The organism is Hymenobacter sedentarius, assembly GCF_001507645.1.
In the GTDB taxonomy this organism is placed as follows: Bacteria; Bacteroidota; Bacteroidia; order Cytophagales; family Hymenobacteraceae; genus Hymenobacter; species Hymenobacter sedentarius.
The window spans coordinates 2,948,839-2,967,789 of the sequence record NZ_CP013909.1; the positions used below are offsets into that span (position 1 = coordinate 2,948,839).

Sequence of the window (18,951 nt, forward strand, 5' to 3'; positions counted from 1 at the left end):
AGCATTCGTAGGTTTGCAGCAATAGTAGTCGGCTTGCATACTAGTTTAGTGCGGCAAGGCCTTTGACTTCAACTACTTCCCCGATTTCATTTTCACCTCAATTTGTTTCATCGCCATGGAAGATTTGTTTAAGAAGTTCGTTAATGCCGGCGTTGGGTACATCGCGCAGGGCAGCAAGTCGGTACAGACCACCATCGAAAAGCTGGTGAAAGACAACAAGATGACCCAGGCCGAAGGCAAAAAAATAGTGGATGAGCTGATGAAAAGCGGCGAAAGCAAGCGCGCCGAGCTCGAAAAGCAGTTTCAGGGCCTCTCGGAGCGCATTAAGAGCACGGTAGGCCTGGGCGAGACGAAGCCGAAAAGCAAACCTGCCGCGAAGAAGCCCGCCGCCAAATCGGCCGCCAAGCCTGCCAGCAGCGCCACCAGCAAAGCTGCCGGTGCCACCAAAAAAGCCGCCGACAAAGTGAGCAGCGCCGCCGGCACCGCCCAAAAATCGGCCGCTGCCAAAGCCGGCACCGCCAAAAAAACCGCTGCCAAGAAACCTGCCGCCAGCGCCTCGGCGGCCACTGGCGGCGACAACGCCTGATTTCAACGACTATTAGCTTTATCAAAGCCCCGTTCGCAGCTCGCGAACGGGGCTTTTGTTAGTTGCCAAACCAGCGTGGCGCTTGGGCCTTAGGGCCTGAAGCCGTGCGGAGGCACTACTTTCACTGTCGATGTTTAAAAACACGATTTCCAACCTCACCCGCATCCGGCAGGTGGCGGAGGTGCTGCTGCGGTATGGCTTTGAGGACGTGGTGACTACCACGCCGCTGCGCCGCCTTGTGAGCCAGGCCCGCCGCCTGAACTGGCAGCGCGCCGACCGGCAGGTGTTCGAAACCACACGCTGGGAGCGGGTGCGCCTGGTAATCGAGGAGCTGGGTCCCACGTTTATCAAGCTGGCCCAAGCCATGAGCAACCGGGCCGATTTGCTGCCCGAGGCCCTGATTACAGAATTTGAGAAGCTGCAAAGCAACGTGCCGCCGTTTGATGTGGTGGTGGCCCGGCAAATAATTGAGGAAGAGCTAGGCCAGCCCATTTCAGAAGTCTTCAGCGAATTTGAAGACGTTACGCTGGGCTCGGCCAGCATTGGGCAGGTGCACAAAGCGCGGCTGCTCACCGGCGAGGAAGTGGTGGTGAAGGTGCAGCGCCCCGGCGTGCGCGAAACCGTGCGTTCGGACCTGGCCTTGCTGCACGAACTGGTGCGCCTCACGGCGGGCTTTCTGCAAAAACAGGGTCTCTCGAACCCACAGGACATTGTGGATGCCTTCGAGCGCAGCATGAGCAAGGAGCTCGACTACACTGCCGAAGCCCGCTCAATGGAGCAATTCCGCAAGCTCTACGCCGACTATACGAGCTTCTACATTCCCAAGCCTTTCCGGGAGTTGAGTACCGCGCGTATTCTGGTAATTGAGTACGTGAGCGGCTGCAAAATTACGGACAAGGCCCAGCTCCTAGCCTGGGGCCTTAGCCCCGAGACTGTAGCCGAAACGGGCATGGACATCTACCTGACCCAGATTTTTGAGTTTGGGATATTCCACGCCGACCCGCACCCGGGCAACGTGCTGGTGCAGCCCGATGGCACGGTGGTCCTCATCGACTTTGGCATGGTGGGCCGGCTCACCAAGCAGCAGAAATACGCCTTTGCCGGCGTGTTCATCGGCATGGCGCGGCAGGACGCGCGCAGCATGGCGCTCAATTTTCGGCGGCTGGCCATCACGGCCGAAATCCCGGACATGCGCGCCTTCGAGTCCGACCTCAGCCAGCTCATCGAAGACTTCGCCACGCTCGACGTGAAGGAGATGAGCATGAGCGACCTGGCCGATGCGCTCCAGACCATTATCTACAACTACAAATTGCAGGTGCCGGGCGCGGTATTCCTCATCCTGCGGGCGCTGGTTATTCTGGAAGGAATCGGCAAGGTGCTGCACCCGAATTTCAACACCTTCGAGTTTGTGCGGCCCTACGGCGCCAAGATTATCCGCGAGCAATACTCCCGCCAAAACCTGCTCAGCGAAGCAGAATACACCGGCACGCAGCTGCTGGCGCTGCTCCAGACGCTGCCCTCCGACGTGCGGCAGATTGTGCGCAAAATCAGCAAGGGCGAGCTGCGCCTGAAATTTGAGCTGGTGGGCTACAACACCCTGGTGCGCAAGGCCGACCAGCTGGTGAGCCGCACCATCCTGGCTCTGCTCAGCGTGGGCGGCCTCGTGTTTTCGGGCCTGTCGCTGCTGGGCCGCTACTCGCCCGATATGCCCTATCACCGCGGCGTGCCCGAAATTACCTGGTGGAGCCTCGGGGCTACAGGCTTTATCCTGCTCATTCTGATGCTGCTGGGTATGGGCCGTCGGGAAAAAGGGTAGGAGCACCTCAGCTCGGACGAAACCGCACCCCAGCCGGGCCCGGCCCGGTACCTCTCCGGCGGATAGGGGAGCCTACTTGTCATTGCGAATGGAGCGCAGCGGAATGCGGCAATCCGTCCTCTCTGTGCGACCAACCCCAACTTGTGACAAGCTATTTTAAAGCGACAAGCCCCTGCACTGTGCAGGACCGGGGCTTTTCACATTATTGGGTTAATCGCTGAGACCAGGACGGATTGCTTCGTCGTACCTCCTCGCAATGACAGGACCGCGCCGCCGTGGCTCCCTTCTCCCAACGAGAGGGGCCGTGGGTGAGGTGCCCCACGAAACAGCTCTAATTTGTCAACAAGGCATTGTAGTCGAGCTTATGCGCGCCGACCTTTGCGAAGCGGGGCCTTATTTCCGTTCCGCTTGATTTGGCATGCCAGTTTCGCTTAGCTACCGGGTACTTATCGCCACGTTTGGTATACTGCTGGGGGGCATCATTCCCCGGCTGGCAGCTGCCCAAACGGCGCCCTGGGGCCCGCCCGTGTTGCGCGAAGCCAGCCTGCGCACCGATACCGCCACCTTCCTGTTGAGCCGAAATACGGTGATGGTGCAAGGCGTGCCCACGCTGTACCTGTGGTACCGGCGCGACGATGAAACCGTGGAGCTGCGCCTGTTTCCGGCCAATGCCGTCAGCCCCAAGCCGCTGCGCCTGCGCCGAAACCCCGATTATCAGCAGCTCGACTCGCTCACGAAAGAAGACGACGGCAGCTTTCGCACGCGCCTCAAGTTTCAGAACCTCACTACTGCCCGCTTCCTGCGGTTGGTGGTGGAGCAGGCGGCCGACTCGGTGGGCCGGGAGCCCCACCGGCAGGTGGTGCCGCTGCTGCCGCTGGCCCGCACCTCCCTGGCGCTGCGCGTGCCCGATGCCGAACTATTTGTGGGCGAAGAGAAAGTATTGGAGCTGACCAGCTCGAACGCCCGCAACGTGCGCGCCACCGGCGAGTGGGTGCGCGGCAACGATTTCGACTACCGCGTGGTGGCCGAAGCCAACGGCCTGCTCCGCCTGCACGTGCTGCCCAACCAGCTCGGGGCCCGCACGCTGCTGGTGAAGCTGCAAACCGAGCGGCCCAGCCTGCTGCCCAACGGGCGCCTCAGCTACCAGCTCCCGGTGCTGCGGCAGGAGTTCAACGTGAAAGGCAGCCGCCTCAGGTTCCTGTCGCCGGACCAGCGCAGCGTGACCATGGACGACTTGAGCCGGCGCCGGGGCGTTGAGCTGATTCTGGATAACGGCCGCAGCTTCGAGCTGCATCGCACCTACCGCATTGAGGACCAGGAAGAAGCCGGTGGCTCGCTGATTGCCGAAGTGTTTACGCGCCAGTACCTTAGCAACGACCGGGTGCTGTGCTACCTGCGCCCCTACAACACGCACCGCCAAACCGAAGGCTACCTCTACATCAAGGAAGCCGACGTGGCCCGCTACATCACCAACCTCGACATCACGCCCCAAACCGTGATTCGCAGCGCGCAGGTGCTGCACCGGGGCGGCGAATGGACTTCCTCGCTCAGCGTGAGCCCCGGCGAAACCGTGGACGTGCGCCTGGAGGGCGAGGGCCTGCAAAAAGCGCGGATGTCCTTTGAGGACTTGCCGATAATGCGCTCCGATTCGTCGGTGCGCACCGATACCCGGCTGGTGTACCGGGTGCAGGTGCCCGTAAATTTTGCCAAGCGCAAGATTACCATCTTCAACGCCGGGCAGTCCACCGGCTATACCCTGGGCGTAAGGGAATTCCAGCGGCCCCACCCGCTCGACTTTGTGTCGGTTGTCTACGGCGAGGCAGCCCGGCCCATCACGCGGCTCGATGGCCCGGTGCTGCACGACGGCACCATCCGCGACGTGGTGTTCCAGTTCAACCCCAACGGCATCGACAAAGGCGACGAGCTTTACGGCAAGCAGTTCCTGAGCTTTGAAGTGCGCACCCTCAACAGCAAAGGCGAGCTGATGGAGATGCGCAGCGTCGACAACGTGGTCATCTGCCCCGGCGACAACTCGCCCCGCGCCGTGTTCTACTCCGACAAGCAGTGCCGCACCGACCCGCTCAGCCTGAACTCGTTGCTATCGCGCAAAACCTACGATTTCGACGACTGGAGCCGCATCGTGGTCACGGTGAAGCACCAGGCCAGCCAATACGCCGAGCCCGGCTACACCCAAACCGTGGAGCTGGTGCTCAAGCGCCGCTACAAGTTCGACATCGACGTGAGTTTCCCGGCGGGCTTGCTCACCCGCCGCCAGGGTGAAACCGGCTACGGCAACTTCGGCGGCATCTCGCTGGCTACGTTGGCGCAGCTCAGTTTCTACAGCCCCGACAAAATCAACCGCCTGCGCCCGTACAAAATCGGGGCGGGTTTCGTGGCGCTCAATGCCTTCAACCTGAGCCAGAATAGCACCAGCGAACGGGACCTGGGGATTGTGATTCTGGGCTCGGTGTACCCCACGCGCCGCGACGCCAAGTTTACGTTTCCGCTGTATCTCGGCGGCGGCCGGCTGTTGGGCGCCGGCAAGTGGTTTTACCTGCTGGGGCCGGGCATTGGGGTGCGGCTGTAGCGCGCGAAGGTCCGCGAAGTTTAAAAAGGGAAGTCCCGCAAAGTTTGACGTTCTGCCAAACTTTGCGGGACTTCCCTTTTTCAACTTCGCGATACCTTCGCGCGCTATTGCAGATTCATATCCGCAATTATCGCCTGGATTTTCTCCTTGGCCAGGCGCGTAGCTAGGTCGTAATCCACGGCGGAGTGCAGGGGCTCTTTCACGCTGAAATAGAACTTGATTTTGGGCTCGGTGCCGCTGGGGCGGGCCGATATTTTGCTGCCGTCTTCGGTGAGGAACTGCAGCACGTTGGAGCTTTCCAGGCCGGTTTCGGAAATCCGGCCGGTGGTGAGGTTGTGGATGCGGCCGGTTTTGTAATCCCGGATTTCTACCACTTTCAGGCCGGCGATGGTAGCCGGGGGCGTGGCCCGCAGCTGGGCCATCATTTCCTGAATTTCCTCGGCGCCACGCATGCCTTTCTTGGTCAGTGAAATGAGGTCTTCCACGTAGAGGCCGTAGTGGGCGTACATGTGCACCATTTCCTGGTAGAGGGTGCGGCCCTGGTCTTTGGCCACGGCCGCCATTTCGGCAATCATGGCGCAGGCCGACACGGCGTCTTTGTCGCGCACAAAGTCGCCGATGAGGTAGCCGTAGCTCTCCTCGCCACCGCCCACGTAGGTTTCGCGGCCCTCAAGGTCGCGGATGAGGCCGGCAATGTACTTGAAGCCGGTCAGCGTCTGGTAGCTTTTGATGTTGTACTGCCGGGCGATGTCGCCAATGATTTCGCTCGTCACGATGGTGTACACAATGAAATCGTTGGGGGCCGCCTGGCCGGCGCGGTGCCGGGCCGAGAGCAGGTAGTACGTGAGCAGGGCGGCGGTCTGGTTGCCGTTGAGCAGCACCCATTCGCCTTTGTTGTTCTTCACGCCCACGCCCACGCGGTCGGCGTCGGGGTCGGTGGCCAGCACAATGTCGGCGTTCTGGGCCTGGGCCTGGTCGAGGGCCAGCTGCATGGCGCTTTTCTCCTCGGGGTTCGGCGACTGCACGGTGGGGAAGTTGCCGTCGGGCGTGGCCTGGGCGTCCACAATGCTCACGTTGGTGAAGCCAAATTCCTGCAGCAAGCCCGGCACCAGCGCAATGCCCGAGCCATGAATGGGCGTGTACACAATCTTTAAATCGTGCTGCCGCTGGATGGCCGCCGGGTCGATGCTGAGCTGCCGCGCCCGGGCAAAATAGCGGGCGTCCATGTTTCGCCCGATGCTGATGATTTTCGACTGGTCGGCTTCGAATTTAACCGCTCCGACGCTGGTGATTTTAGTTACTTCGTCGATGATGTTTTTATCGTGCGGGGCCACCACCTGCGCGCCGTCGTTCCAGTACACCTTGTAGCCGTTGTACTCCTTGGGGTTGTGCGAAGCCGTTATCACACAGCCGCTTTGGCAGCCCAATTCCCGGATGGTGAACGACAGCTCGGGCGTGGGGCGCAGGGCGTCGAATAAATACACCGTGATGCCATTGGCCGAGAAAATGCCGGCCGCAATCTGCGCAAACTCGGCGCTGTTGTTCCGGCTGTCGTGGGCAATGGCCACCTTGATTTCCTGGCCCGGGAAGCTCTTTATCAAGTAATTGCACAAGCCCTGCGTGGCCATGCCCAACGTGTAGCGGTTCATGCGGTTGGAGCCCGGGCCCATGATGCCGCGCAGGCCGCCGGTCCCGAACTCGAGGGTGCGGTAGAAGGCGTCGGTCAGGGCTTCGTAATGGCCGCTGGCCACCATTTCGCGGATGGCGAGCTGGGTTTGAGCGTCGTAGTCGGGCGTGAGCCACGAGTCGACGGTCTTCTGAATGTCGGGAGAAAGGGCCATGGGAAAGGAAAAGGTGTAAGGGCAGGAAATGAAGAGACGCAGATTTGCGCCTTGTCGTCGAACAGGTGGCCGGGGCCACGCTCAAAGACAAGACGCAAATATGCGTCTCTACGGATAATTCAACCTACAGATTGCCGCGCAGCGCCTGCTCGCGCTCAATGCTTTCAAACAGGGCTTTGAAGTTGCCTTTGCCGAAGCTCTTGGCGCCTTTGCGCTGGATGATTTCGTAGAACACGGTGGGCCGGTCTTCCACGGGCTTGGTAAAAATCTGGAGCAGGTAGCCCTCCTCGTCGCGGTCAACGAGCAGGTTGAGCTCTTTGATGGAGGCCAGGTCCTCGTCGATGGCGCCGATGCGGTCGAGCAGGTCGTCGTAGTACGTGCCGGGCACTGAGAGGAACTCCACGCCGCGGCGGCGCAGCTCCGTTACGGTGCGGCGGATGTCGTTGGTGGCGATGGCGATGTGCTGCACGCCGGGCGAGTGGTAGTAGTCGAGATACTCCTCAATCTGCGACTTTTTCTTGCCTTCGGCGGGCTCGTTGATGGGGAATTTTACGTAGCCGTTGCCGTTGCTCACCACCTTGCTCATCAGGGCCGAGTACTCGGTGCTGATGTCCTCGTCGTCGAAGGTGAGCAGGAGCTTAAAGCCCATCACGTCTTCGTAGAACTTCACCCAGGTGTTCATTTCACCCCAGCCCACGTTGCCCACGCAGTGGTCCACGTGCAGCAGGCCCACGGGCTCGCCCTGCGGCACCAGGCTTTTCTTGGCCACAAAGCCCGGCATGAAGGGCCCGGTGTAGTTGGTGCGCTCCACGAAGGTGTGGATGCTTTCGCCATAAGTATAGATGCCGGCCAGCGTCACCGAGCCGAATTCGTCCTCGATAGTATAGGGCTCGAAGGCCACGCGGGCGCCGCGCTTAGTGGTTTCTTCGAAGGATTTGCGGGCATCGTCTACCCACAGGGCCATCACCTTCACGCCGTCGCCGTGCTGGGCCACGTGACGGGTGATGTCGGAATCGGGCAGGAGGGAGGTGGTGAGGACCAGCCGGATTTTGCCCTGCTGCAGCATGTAGCTCGCGCGGTCGCGCAGGCCGGTTTCGGGGCCGGCGTAGGCCACCAGCTCGTAGCCAAAAGCGGCCTGGTAGTAGTAGGCCGACTGCTTGGCGTTGCCGACGTAGAATTCAACAAAGTCGGTGCCTTTGAGGGGCAGGAAGTCCTGGGCGGGTTGGGCCAGCACTTCGGGCGAGGTCATGGATTGCATGGGTGGGAGGGAAAAAGAAGGGTGGGGATACTGCGGTAAAATTACAGGTTCGGATATAAATTGGCTGGTACTTAAAAATTGATGGCCGGCTGCGGCGAGTGTTTAGCAAATCATTCCCATTTTTGTGCCCAATCATCTGCCTTAGCGCTCCCATGAATACCGAAGAACTGAACCGCGCCCTTGTGGCCCTGATTGAAAAGAAGGCCGAGCTGCACACCCTCACCTACGACGATGCCCGCTACGACGACGTGGAGGAAGCCCTGCACGACCTGGAAGACGACTTCAACGACGAATACGGCGACTTCCTCGAAACGGCGCTCGACAAAGTGCACACCGACCTGAAGTCTGACACCGACGTGCTGCTGCCAACGGCCTACCTGCCCAGCGACCCCAACTCCACTCCCTCGCCCAAAGAAGGCGTGTGGGTCGACTCAGAGAAGTACCCCGGCAAAGAAGCCCGCATCACGCTGATACCGAACCCCGTGCGCATCATGCTTACGGTGGGCAAGCAGGTGCAGCAGGAGCTGTGGAAAGCGTAGGTTGACCGTTCCGTAAGAACGAACCCAGAACGTCATGCTGAGCGCAGCGAAGCATCTCGCGTGTGGTAGTAACCCAATCGTTGCATAGGCATTGATTAGTGAAAGCACGCGAGATGCTTCGGCTCCGCTCAGCATGACGTTCTACTTTTATCCTCAATCAATACCAGACCAATGCTCTATCGCATTGCCGAAGCCAGCGACTGGCAAAGAGCCCAACAAACTGGCTTTTTTGCCAGCGCCGACTTGCAGGCCGAAGGCTTTATTCACTCCTCGGAACAGCCGCAAATACTCGAAACGGCCCGCCGGTACTATGCCAGGCGGGCCGATTTGGTTTTGCTGGAGTGGGACGAAGCCGCGTTGACGGCGGCCCATGTGCGGGTAGAACGCGAGTGGGTGGCCTCGCGCGGCGAAGCCTTCGCCCATGTATTTGGGTCGGTGCCGCTGGCGGCGGTACGCCGCGTGTGGCCTTTCGCGCCGGATACAGTCGGGCAGTTCCAGCTGCCAGCAGAGCTGAGTGGTGGGGCGGAATAAGCCGGGGCGGAATAATTTTTAGGCGCCGACGCAGTAAGTTGAGCTTAAAAAAAGCTGTGCGGATATCTCAGCCTAAATAAATCAGCGGATAGCACCATATTGCGAAATAAATGTGCCGGGCCTTGCAACCTCAGGGTGGCAACCAGCATCTTCCGGCCAGAAGCACTTTTCCTTTCGCCTGGTCTTATGCTGCCTTTTTACTTCCGCCACTTCCAATTGCTGGCTCTGGTTGGGCTGGCTACTACGGCCTGCGCCCCCACGTATCAACTGGGCCTGAAACCAGCTCAACCCACGGGCCAGAACACCGAAGGCCGGGAGCAAGCCCTGGCCGTGGCCGACAGCGTGGAAGTCCGCCTGAGTTTTGTGTGCTACGAGCCCACGCGGGTCGTGTTTGAGGCCGAATACTTTAACCCCACGAAGCGCACGCTGGTCATCGACCCCGCCGCGTTTCAGTACCAGGCCAGCCGCTTGCCAGCTCCGGCACCCGCCCCGGGCCAGAAAGCCAAGCGGCCCAAGCCTCTGCCTGGCGCCAAGGTAACGGCCGCCGTGGCCGCTGGCAGCATGGCCCTGCCGCTACCGCCCTTGCCACCCCAAGCCGTGCCGGCCTTCGACCCCGAACCCGAAATAATGGCCTTGGCCGAGCGGGCCCGAAAGGAGGCGGACAAAGCGGCCCGCATCGACTGGCTTGGCTTGGTCCTGGGCGCCGCCAGCCTGGCCACGGATGTGGCCAGCATCGGCAAGCGGGAAACGGCCCAACAATATCAAAGCCGCGCCGCCATTCACGACGCGGCCGTGACTTATAGCGCCTTTTCCACAGCCGCCAAAATCGGCCACGCCGTCGCCGCCGAGGCCATGCAGGCGCGGGCGGCCAACCTGCAGGAATTTGCCTTGCGCAAGGTGTCGTTGGCGCCGGGCTATCAGGTGCGGGGCTACCTCTATTTCCCCCGCTACGACGCGGCCGACGGCTTGGTGGTGCAGGCGCCGGTGGGCCGCCGTGCGGTACCGCTGGAATTTGTGCAGGTACATACGCGCAGGTAGCGCTAGCTTTAGCGCCCTACTTTACACCAAAAAGTCCACCACCTTGATGAAGAGAATAGCGTGCCTCCTGGCCATTGTGATGGCCTGGCAGTTGGGCTGGGGTACCACCGCTTTTGCCCAGAAAGGATTTGATGTGCAGCATCTTGGGCTGCTGAATGCCAAGACTGGGAGCAAGACCAAACTTGGCTTGGGCCAGGGCACCAAGGCCGCTGTGAAGGCCCTGGGCCGGCCCACCCGGATGGGAAGTATGTACTTTGAAATGGAAGCCGATACGGCCGTGGTGTATTACTACAACGCCAATAAGCTGTACTTCCTCAAAGATGGGTTGGTGGGCTTTGAGCTGAATGACAACACGCTGGCCTTTGGCAAATCACCAGAGCAGGCGTTTCGGGTGGGCGGCGTTCTGACCTCCGAAATCAAACCCTTTACCGAAACAAAATCCCTCAGGCCAGGCGCTCCAACTACCTATACCCGGTATCTGATAGACAATAACGTGCTCCGAGATTTAAAGCCGATTGCCAAGCCCGGAAGGTCCCGGAATATCAACTACAAGGCCATTGCTGCTAACCATACGCGGTACGGCGACGAGAAATACGACGGCTGGTTTGAAATCCTGTTCGACGGCAATAACCACGTTATCAACATCGCCACAGGGGAATAAGCGGCAGTCGCCTGCCGCTTTGGTAAGCTGCCAGCTACGCAACAGGCCCCCGCGAAAAGCTCGCGGGGGCCTGTTGCGTTTATCGTGAGACGGTAGTGCTTACATGTAGTCGGCCAGCTCCAGCCAGCGTTCTTCTTTTTGGCTCAATTCCTTTTCCAGGGCTTGCAGGCGGGCGCCCCAGGCGGCAAAGTCCTGTGGGCTGCCGCTGCCGCCGTTCAGGTTGGCGGTGAGCTGCTCCTTTTCGGTTTCCAGGCCGGCCATGGCTTTTTCAAGCTGCTCGTATTCCTTCTTCTCGGCGAAGGTGGCGCGGCGCTTGGCCGGCGAAGGGGCCACCGCCGTGCTCACCGCAGCGGGCGTGATGGCCGCCTTGGCCGCGGCCCGAGCGGCTTTGGCGGCCTTCTCTTCGGCTTCCAGGGCGGCTTCGGTTTCGCGCTCTTCGAGGTATTCGCGGTAGTCGGTGTAGTTGCCGGGGAAGTTGAGCACGGCCCCGCCGGGCTCGAGCACGAAGAGGTGCTCGGCGAGGTGGTCGAGGAAGTACCGGTCGTGACTCACAATGAGCAGGCAGCCGGTGAAGTGCAGCAGAAAATCTTCCAGGATGTTGAGCGTGGCCAGGTCCAGGTCGTTGGTCGGCTCGTCAAGAATCAGGAAGTTGGGGTTTTTGATGAGCACGCGCAGCAGCTGCAGGCGGCGCTTTTCGCCGCCGCTCAGCTTGCTTACCAGCGTGTACTGCTGGGCCGGTGGAAACAGGAACAGGTTCAGGAACTGGCTGGCCGTGAGCACGTCGCCGTTGGCCAGCTCCACTACTTCGGCCACTTCCTTCACGATGTCGATGACGCGCTGCGAAGGGTCGAATTCCAGCTCGGTCTGGGTGTAGTAGCCAAACACGGTGTTGGTGCCCACGTCGATGGTGCCGGAATCGGGCTGCAGCTTGCCCGTGAGCATGTTGAGCAGCGTGGACTTGCCCGCGCCGTTGGGGCCCACGAGGCCAATCCGGTCCTTCTTCTTGAAGACGTAGCTGAAATCATTCAGCACCACGTTGTCGCCGAATTTCTTGTTCAGGCTGTCGGCTTCGATGATTTTGCCGCCCTGGCGGGTGGTTTTCACGCTCAGCTCCACCTGCTGCTTGTTGAGGTTGGTGCTGGCCTTTTCCTTGGTCACGTAGAAGGCGTCGATGCGGGCTTTCTGCTTGGTGCCGCGGGCCTGGGGCATGCGGCGCATCCAGTCGAGCTCCTTTTTGAAGAGCTGGCGGGCCTTTTCTACTTCCACGGTTTCGCGCATTTCGCGGTCGGCCTTTTTCTCCACGAAGTAGGCGTAGTTGCCCTGGTAGCGGTACATGTTGCCCTTGTCAAGCTCCACGATTTCATTGGCCACCTTGTCCAGAAAGTACCGGTCGTGGGTCACCATCAGCAGCGTGAGGGTGGGGGACGACAGCCGGTTTTCGAGCCACTCGATGGTGGCCAGGTCCAGGTGGTTGGTGGGCTCGTCAAGCAGCAGCACGTCGGGCTCTTCGATGAGAACGCGGGCCAGGGCCACGCGCTTGCGCTGCCCGCCCGAGAGCTGGGCCACGTTGCGCGTCAGCAGCTCGCCTAGGATGCCGAGGCGGCCGAGAATTTGCTGTACCTGGGCTTCGTAGTCCCAGGCGTTGAGGGCGTCCATGCGCTCGAGCACGCGCTGGAGGTCGTCGGACTTGTGATTAGGGTCGTTGATGACGTGCTCGTATTCCTGGATGGCTTTAAGCGTGTCGTTCTGGCTGGCGAAGATGGTTTCTTCCACGCTCAGGCTTTCGTCGAACACGGGCTGCTGGCCCAGGTAGGTCACGCGGATGCCCTTGCGCACGCTCACCAGGCCGGTATCGGGGATTTCGAGGCCGGCCAGCACGCGCATGAGCGTGGTCTTGCCCGTGCCGTTGATGCCCACAAAGGCCACGCGCTGCCCTTGTTGCAAGCCGAAGTTGAGGTCTTTAAATAACCAGCGGTCGGCGTAATTCTTCGAGATGTTCTCGGCGGATAACAGATTCATAGACCGCAAAGGTACGGCCGGAGCGGTTGGGGTTGGTGTGCGCAAGCAGCCAGCTCGCGAGTATGGCACCTGCGTATTCACCCGCTGGAAGGTATCGCCTGACTGCAGGCACAGAGCCAAGGGGGCCTCCCTATTGTGGATATATTTGTTCGGGCGGAGAGCCCTCTATTTCCAAATACTCTACCATAGTCCCTCCTGCATGTTTCTTGAAAAGCTAAGCCTTAGTCGGTTGCTAGTTCTCCTGTTGTTGCTGCCCACGCTAGGGCATGGCCAAGGCCGACACCGAAATTTGCTGGAAGCTGCAGTTCATGGGAAATACCAGCCGGGGTACTACACCTTGGCCGACGGTACCCGGCACGCCGGTCGGCTGCGTATCTGGCAAACCCTGTCTCGAAACGTGGTGCAGGTAGACCAGGGCAAAGCCGACCCTGTGAACTTGGCTGCCGAGCAGATGTGCCATTTCACCATAGGCCCCGATTCTTTTACTGTGGCGCGGCAAGTGGCACTGGCCGGCCAGCCCATGAACCTGCCGTTTGGGGATGTTGCTTTTTTTCGAGTCATGCTCAGGGGCAAGCTCCAGGTATTGCAGTATGACCAGTTGGTGCCGGGCATGAGCCCTCAGTACGGGCCATCTCACTACCTGGCGTGGGTGCTGCGCCCTACCCCCGAGGCCGACCTAGTAGTGGTGCCGTGGGAAGAAACTGATTTTGCGCGCCATATGCCCGCATTTTTTATCGATAACCCGCTGCTTGCCCAACGCATCCGGGCCGGGTTGGTGGGCCGCAATGATTTCAAACGCATTGTGTACTCCTACGTCTTCCGCAAAGAAATTGAGGAGGTGTCATACGAAACGGCCGCCACAATTTTTCCAAATTGAGCATTGAAGTCAGGTAGCAGTCTAGGCCCCTGAATTGGCGCAAGTTTAGTGCAGCGTAACTCGTGACCAGCTATGAGGTGGAGGCTGGGCCTCCACTGCCGCTTCGGCGGCAACGCAAGACTGGCCATAAGAAGGTTATTGCTAAGTCGTTCGGATGCGAGGCACCGCCTCGCCCAAATAAACCGTCACGAGTTACGCTGCGCTAAACTCGCGCCAGTTCAGCGGCTGAGCCATCATCACTTATCCCGCAGTTTCAACCAACGCAAAAGGCCCGCTTCCCAACTGGGAAACGGGCCTTTTTCTGTCGTTCTGCTACTCTACATTCCGGTCCCCTTCGAGGTTTCCAAACCCCAATTCCGGCCTTTCTCAACAGCGGGCACGCCCTTGTCGAGCCACACCGGAGCCGGAGCGCCTTTCAGGTAGTGGTCGAAAAACTGGAGCTCGCGGATGGAAATGTCTTTGCGGTTTTCGCGCTTGATGAGGTTGTGGGCCTCGCCGTTGTATTGCAGCAGCCACACGGGCTTGCCCAGGCGGCGCAGGTCGGTGAACATCTCGATGCCCTGGTACCACGGCACGGCCCCGTCGGCATCGTTCGACATGATGACCACCGGCGTCTGCACCTTGGGCAGTTGGAATAGCGGCGAGTTGCGGATGTAGGCCTCCGGCTTTTCCCACAGCGTGGCGCCGATGCGGCTCTGGGTGCGCTCGTACTGGAACTGCCGGCTCATGCCCGATTCCCAGCGGATGCCGCCGTAGGCCGAGGTCATGTTCACAACGGGCGCGCCGGCCCAGGCGGCGGCGTACATGTTGGTTTGGGTGATGAGGTAGGCCACCTGGTAGCCGCCCCAGCTCTGGCCCTGGATGCCCAGGTGGGCGGCATCAACCCAGGGGTTTTTCTTCAGCGCCTCCACGCCCGAGTTCACGTACTCCACGGCCGAGGGGCCGGGCTCGCCCACGGTGTAGCTGATGTCGGGCGTGAACACGAGGTAGCCGTTGCTTGCAAACATGGCAATGTCGAGCCGCGAGGGCGTGGGCGCGGGGCCCTGGTAGCGGTAGATTCCGTCCGACACCTTCTCGTAGAAATACGAAATCATCGGGTATTTCTTCGTGGGGTCGAAGTTTTCGGGCTTGTAGAGTACGCCGGTGGCGGCGTGGCCCTGCGGAGTGGTCCAGTGCACGAGCTCGGCTGTCATCCAGTTGTAGTCCTTCTGCTGGGCGTTGATGGCGCTGAGCTTGGTTTCTTTTTTCAGGTCGGCGCTCACGTACACGTCGGCCGGCTGGCTCACGCTCGATTTGGTGTAGACGTAGCGGCGGGCGTTCTTGGCCTGCTCCACATTGGAGAAAGTCATCGGGGCCATGGCCAGGCGCTCGGGGGCTTTGGTGCTGCCGAGGGGCTTGCGGTAGTAGCCCCAGGTCTTGTCCACGTCGTTCTGCGTCAGGAGCAGCAGTTCGTCTTTTGGCTCGATGAATTTCTGCTTGTCCACTGGGATGCGGTAGCGGAAACGCAGCTTCTGCTGGCGGCCCAGGCCATTGGTGAAGTTGGTGGCAAGGCCGGTTTTGGGGTTGATTTTCCAGATGTCGTACCGGTCGTAGAGCAGCACGGCTTCGTCGTTCTTGGTCCAGGCGGCCAGGCCGTAGGGCTCGGGGTCGGTCGGCGAGTCGTTTTCCTCGTCGGCGAAGCTCACGCCGGTTTTCTGGGTCAGGTTCACAGTGTTGCGGGTGGCTACCGAGTAGGCAAACCAGGCCTTGGCCGCGTCGTCGTACCACAGGGCGTAGTCGCCGTGGGGTGAAATCTGGAACCGGCTTTTGGAAGCTTTCGGGTTGATGGCAATGCGCTGGCCGGTGCGCGTCGAGACGAGGTAGGCCTGCTTGCGGGTGTTGCCTTCCCACTGCATCGATACTCGCTTGGCGGTGTCGGTGGTGGCCAGCACGTACTCGGCATTGGTATTGTCGGCCAGGTAGGAGTCGCGCAGGTACTCGTCTTCGAGCTGCACCATCTTGTTGGCCTGCTTGGGGTAGATGACGGCCAGGTAGTTGCGCTGCAAATCCTTCTTCAGCGTCTTCAGCTGCATGGGTTGCAGGTAGTCGTCCTTGTAGTTCCAGATGTCGAGCTTGGCGTGCTCAAAGTCCACCAGCGTGGTATCCTGCGGCAGGGGGTCGGGCGCGGTGCCGAAAAACAGCTTCTCGCCGTTGTCGCTGAACAGGATTTTGCCGAAGCCACTCGGCGACCAACCTCTTTTCAGCGCCTTGTCGCCGGGCCGCAGGATAATGGCGGCCGAATCAGCGGCGAAGTTGGAGTAGTACAGGCTGAACGGCTTCACCAGGGCCTTCTCCGGGTGCTTCTCGGCCGCGAAGGCCAGCTGCTTGCCCGCGTCGTCGAAGGCCAGATTCTTATAAGTGCCCTTGCCGGTGCTCAGCTTCTTGAGCTTCCCGGCCGCTACATCGAACGCAAACAGACCCGACTTCACGTCCTTGCTGCCTTTGGGGGCCAGCACGGCGAAGGCCACGCGGTTGCCCGGCTTGCTGAGCTGGTAATCGGTAACCGACGCAAACTCGCGGGTGGTGCCGGTCAGCAGATTTACCAAGGTGAGGGGCGCGCCGGCTTTGTTGGCGTCGAGCAGGCCGTCGGTGAGCTTCTTGAGCGTATCGGCCGGGGCTTTGGGCTTGGTGTCTTTCACCACCGGTTTGTTGCCCAGGAAGGCCAGCACGGAGGCTTTCTCGGCCAGCTGCCACGACTTCACGTTGGGGTATTTGGTGAGCTTGCCGGTTTCGAGGGCGTACACGCCCAGCGAATCCTTGGGCATGTCGTCGGCCTTTTTCTTCTTGATTTTGGCCTGCCGCACCAGCGCGTACGGCGGCTTGATGGGAAACACCGCAAACCGCGAATCGGCCGAGAAGGCTGCGGAGTCGCCGCGGCTAATTTGGGCCAGCGGGCGGTTGTCGGCCGTTTTCAGGTAGAGCGTGCCGTCGCCCTGCTGGGGCTTCACCTGGTACAGCACGTACTTGCCGTTGTTGCTGATTTTGGGGTTGACGACGCTTTCCCATTTGTCATAAACGGAGTGGTCGAGCGGTTTTTTGGGGGCTTGCTGAGCCAGCGCGGGCAACTGGCAAAGCAGTGTGGTAATTAGGAGGAATGGCTTTGGCATATGGAAGGGATTATCCCCAAATATACTCCTGGCGCGAAGGTGTTAGCGGAATGCCAGAGGGCCGCTTCGCGAACGCCCCAGCAGCTGTAGAGACGCGACACTTCGCGTCTCAATCGTTGTTGACTTTGGTAGGCCTGCGGATTAGGCAGGTCGTTCAACGTTGAGACGCGAAGTGTCGCGTTTCTACAGCTTTACGACAACCCATTCCATCCCAGGCACCTTCCGCAAATCAGCTTCCAAACCGCCCTATTTGCCAGCCGCCACCTGCTGTAGCCGCTGCCGCAGCTGCGCTAAATCGGTGGGCGAGAAGTACTGCCCATCGGCCAGCACGCCTACGATGCTGCGGGTGTTGGCGATATCCGCCAGCGGGTTGGCGCTGAGCAGCACCAGGTCGGCGAGGCGGCCAGCCTGCACGGTGCCGAAATCCTGCGTCCGCTTGAGGAACCGCGCCGGGTTGAGGGTGGCCGTTTGCAGGGCTTCCAGGGGCGTAAAGCCGGCTGCCACGAAGCGCTGCAGCTCCAGGTGCAGGCTGGCCCCGGGAATCAGGTCGACGCCGGCCGGCGTATCGGTGCCGGCCAGGAAGCCAACGTGCGCCGCGTGCAGCTTGCGTACGAGGTCGAGCTCGTGGGTGACGAAACGGGCGCGCACGGCCAGCGGCTCGGTGTCGAGGGTGCGGGCAATGTTGGTTTGGGCTTTGGGCCAGCGCTGGTTCACCCAGCTGCGGCCGGCGTAGCTCAGGTCGGGGTCCTGTTGCCAGGCAATGGAGTCGACCAGCCACTGGCCGCGCTCCCAGAACAGCGTGGGGCATTGCCACACCTGCGGGTGGGCCGCCAGCAGCCGGACCACCGCGGCTTCGCGGGCCGGAGCGTAGGTAGCCAGCAAACGGCCGGGCGATTTTTCCTGGCCCGTCACGTAGCCATCTTCGGCCGTTGAGCTGGCCTCGAAAATGCCAATCAGGTGCTCAAACGTGCGCTGGCCGGCCGTTATGGCTTCGGTGGCGCGCACGGCGTCGGGCACGTGGCCATCCAGGGGGAGGCCCGCTTTCTTGGCTTCAGCCGCGATGGCAAAGTAGGCTTCGCGGGGCACCAGCGACTGTACCTTGATAAAGTCGACGCCCCGGGCTTTGAGCTGGTCAACGGCTTTGCGCCCGTCTGCCGGCGTGGCAATGGCAATGGAAGCTTTGTAGGGCGACTTGGGCCCGTCGAGCATGGGGCCGCTCACCACCATGCGCGGGCCCACCAGCCGGTGCGCGGCAATGCCGGCCCGCGCCTGCAGCACGGCCTCCAGCTCGCTGCCCATGTCGCGAATGCCGGTGACGCCATTGGCCACGAACAAGGGCAGAATCAGGTCGGTGCCGGCGGCTGCCGTGCCGTCGAAATACACGTGGGTGTGCATGTCCCACAGCCCGGGGATAAGGTACTGGCCGGTGGCGTCGACTACCTTGCCGGATTGCGGATTAATGCGGGCCGACGGGCTCACCCGGGCAATGCGCTTGCCGGCAATAACCACCGTCATGTTGGGCTGAATGCGGCCGGATACGACATCGACCACGTTGACGTGCACGATGGTTAGCTGTTGGGCGTGGCTGGCGCCGCTAAGGAGCAGCAGGGCGAAACAGAGAAGCAAGACGAGGCGCATAGGAAGGAACAGATTGCAGGGCGATAATGAGAAACGACCAAGGGCCCCGAGGGCCGGCTCACGGAAGCGAAGGTAGCCGCTGCAATGGCAGCGGTTTAGCTCCGGCGCTGGGCAGTTGCAAACATTTCCGCCCAGCGCGAATTCGGAGTATACCGTGTGCCAGTATACCGTGTGCCTTTCTTGCTGCGGAAGAATACCTAAGCCGTGCTGCCTCAGCCCTCTCCAGCAGCGCCTCTAGCAGCTCGAGACTCCACCTTCCCACCGCGCCGGCGTACGGGTAAAAGCCGTCTGCGCTTCAGCGCCCTTCCCGTTTATCAGATTTAAGCCTATCCAACTATCGGCTAAAAAGAACGGTCAAAGTGCTTCGACAAGCTCAGCTTGCCGGCCTCGATAGCCGGATTCAATAGATAGCTA

At 60.8% G+C, this 18,951-nt stretch carries 13 protein-coding genes; 8 read left to right on the plus strand and 5 right to left on the minus strand.

The window, feature by feature from the left end; genetic code table 11:
- Positions 1 to 115 precede the first annotated feature (115 nt).
- From AUC43_RS12175 to AUC43_RS12185, 3 genes are all read left to right on the plus strand, one after another.
- Entirely contained in the window at positions 116 to 586 is a 471-nt protein-coding gene (locus AUC43_RS12175; RefSeq protein WP_068193793.1) for a phasin family protein, read from the plus strand.
- Between the two features lie 130 nt (positions 587 to 716).
- On the plus strand, positions 717 to 2,402 hold the full coding sequence (locus tag AUC43_RS12180; RefSeq protein WP_068193796.1) for an ABC1 kinase family protein: 1,686 nt from the start codon (positions 717 to 719) through the stop codon (positions 2,400 to 2,402).
- A 418-nt stretch (positions 2,403 to 2,820) separates the two neighbouring features.
- On the plus strand, positions 2,821 to 4,989 hold the full coding sequence (locus AUC43_RS12185; RefSeq protein ID WP_068193798.1) for a hypothetical protein: 2,169 nt from the start codon (positions 2,821 to 2,823) through the stop codon (positions 4,987 to 4,989).
- Between the two features lie 104 nt (positions 4,990 to 5,093).
- Here AUC43_RS12185 and AUC43_RS12190 read toward each other — a convergent pair whose 3' ends face one another.
- On the minus strand, positions 5,094 to 6,830 hold the full coding sequence (locus AUC43_RS12190; protein ID WP_068193801.1) for a phospho-sugar mutase: 1,737 nt from the start codon (positions 6,828 to 6,830) through the stop codon (positions 5,094 to 5,096).
- Positions 6,831 to 6,954: 124 nt separating this feature from the next.
- Positions 6,955 to 8,088, minus strand: a complete 1,134-nt coding sequence (hppD, locus tag AUC43_RS12195; RefSeq protein ID WP_082685066.1) for a 4-hydroxyphenylpyruvate dioxygenase — start codon at positions 8,086 to 8,088, stop codon at positions 6,955 to 6,957.
- A 152-nt stretch (positions 8,089 to 8,240) separates the two neighbouring features.
- Between hppD and AUC43_RS12200 the strand changes: the two genes are divergently transcribed.
- The 4 genes from AUC43_RS12200 to AUC43_RS12215 all read left to right on the plus strand — a co-directional run bounded on the left by AUC43_RS12200 (position 8,241) and on the right by AUC43_RS12215 (position 10,857).
- Positions 8,241 to 8,627 carry a hypothetical protein gene (locus AUC43_RS12200; RefSeq protein ID WP_068193808.1) on the plus strand — a complete coding sequence of 129 codons (387 nt, stop codon included), beginning with the start codon at positions 8,241 to 8,243 and terminating at the stop codon, positions 8,625 to 8,627.
- A gap of 171 nt (positions 8,628 to 8,798) precedes the next feature.
- A complete protein-coding gene (locus AUC43_RS12205; protein ID WP_068193811.1) occupies positions 8,799 to 9,158 on the plus strand; it encodes a DUF952 domain-containing protein in 360 nt (119 codons plus the stop codon).
- Between the two features lie 186 nt (positions 9,159 to 9,344).
- On the plus strand, positions 9,345 to 10,196 hold the full coding sequence (locus AUC43_RS12210) for a hypothetical protein (RefSeq protein ID WP_068193813.1): 852 nt from the start codon (positions 9,345 to 9,347) through the stop codon (positions 10,194 to 10,196).
- A gap of 46 nt (positions 10,197 to 10,242) precedes the next feature.
- Positions 10,243 to 10,857 (plus strand): hypothetical protein, encoded by a 615-nt coding sequence (locus AUC43_RS12215; RefSeq protein ID WP_068193816.1) that lies wholly within the window; start codon positions 10,243 to 10,245, stop codon positions 10,855 to 10,857.
- Positions 10,858 to 10,956: 99 nt separating this feature from the next.
- Here the strand turns inward: AUC43_RS12215 and AUC43_RS12220 are convergent, their stop codons facing one another.
- On the minus strand, positions 10,957 to 12,876 hold the full coding sequence (locus tag AUC43_RS12220; RefSeq protein ID WP_068193818.1) for an ABC-F family ATP-binding cassette domain-containing protein: 1,920 nt from the start codon (positions 12,874 to 12,876) through the stop codon (positions 10,957 to 10,959).
- 289 nt (positions 12,877 to 13,165) lie between these two features.
- On the opposite strand from AUC43_RS12220, the gene AUC43_RS12225 reads away from it, so the two are divergent.
- Complete coding sequence (locus AUC43_RS12225; protein WP_157781055.1) at positions 13,166 to 13,753, plus strand: hypothetical protein; 588 nt, start codon at positions 13,166 to 13,168, stop codon at positions 13,751 to 13,753.
- Between the two features lie 317 nt (positions 13,754 to 14,070).
- Here the strand turns inward: AUC43_RS12225 and AUC43_RS12230 are convergent, their stop codons facing one another.
- Positions 14,071 to 16,857 (minus strand): alpha/beta hydrolase family protein, encoded by a 2,787-nt coding sequence (locus tag AUC43_RS12230; protein WP_233254001.1) that lies wholly within the window; start codon positions 16,855 to 16,857, stop codon positions 14,071 to 14,073.
- A gap of 288 nt (positions 16,858 to 17,145) precedes the next feature.
- Positions 17,146 to 18,525: an amidohydrolase family protein gene (locus tag AUC43_RS12235; protein WP_199243440.1), complete on the minus strand. Its 1,380-nt coding sequence runs from the start codon at positions 18,523 to 18,525 to the stop codon at positions 17,146 to 17,148.
- Between the last annotated feature and the right edge of the window lie 426 nt (positions 18,526 to 18,951).

Coding starts and splice junctions, on each gene's coding strand:
- AUC43_RS12215 (WP_068193816.1), top strand. CDS start 10,243: ATGAAGAGAATAGCGTGCCTCCTGGCCATTGTGATGGCCTGGCAGTTG.
- AUC43_RS12190 (WP_068193801.1), bottom strand. CDS start 6,830: ATGGCCCTTTCTCCCGACATTCAGAAGACCGTCGACTCGTGGCTCACG.
- AUC43_RS12220 (WP_068193818.1), bottom strand. CDS start 12,876: ATGAATCTGTTATCCGCCGAGAACATCTCGAAGAATTACGCCGACCGC.
- AUC43_RS12200 (WP_068193808.1), top strand. CDS start 8,241: ATGAATACCGAAGAACTGAACCGCGCCCTTGTGGCCCTGATTGAAAAG.
- AUC43_RS12210 (WP_068193813.1), top strand. CDS start 9,345: ATGCTGCCTTTTTACTTCCGCCACTTCCAATTGCTGGCTCTGGTTGGG.
- hppD (WP_082685066.1), bottom strand. CDS start 8,088: ATGCAATCCATGACCTCGCCCGAAGTGCTGGCCCAACCCGCCCAGGAC.
- AUC43_RS12180 (WP_068193796.1), top strand. CDS start 717: ATGTTTAAAAACACGATTTCCAACCTCACCCGCATCCGGCAGGTGGCG.
- AUC43_RS12175 (WP_068193793.1), top strand. CDS start 116: ATGGAAGATTTGTTTAAGAAGTTCGTTAATGCCGGCGTTGGGTACATC.
- AUC43_RS12185 (WP_068193798.1), top strand. CDS start 2,821: ATGCCAGTTTCGCTTAGCTACCGGGTACTTATCGCCACGTTTGGTATA.
- AUC43_RS12205 (WP_068193811.1), top strand. CDS start 8,799: ATGCTCTATCGCATTGCCGAAGCCAGCGACTGGCAAAGAGCCCAACAA.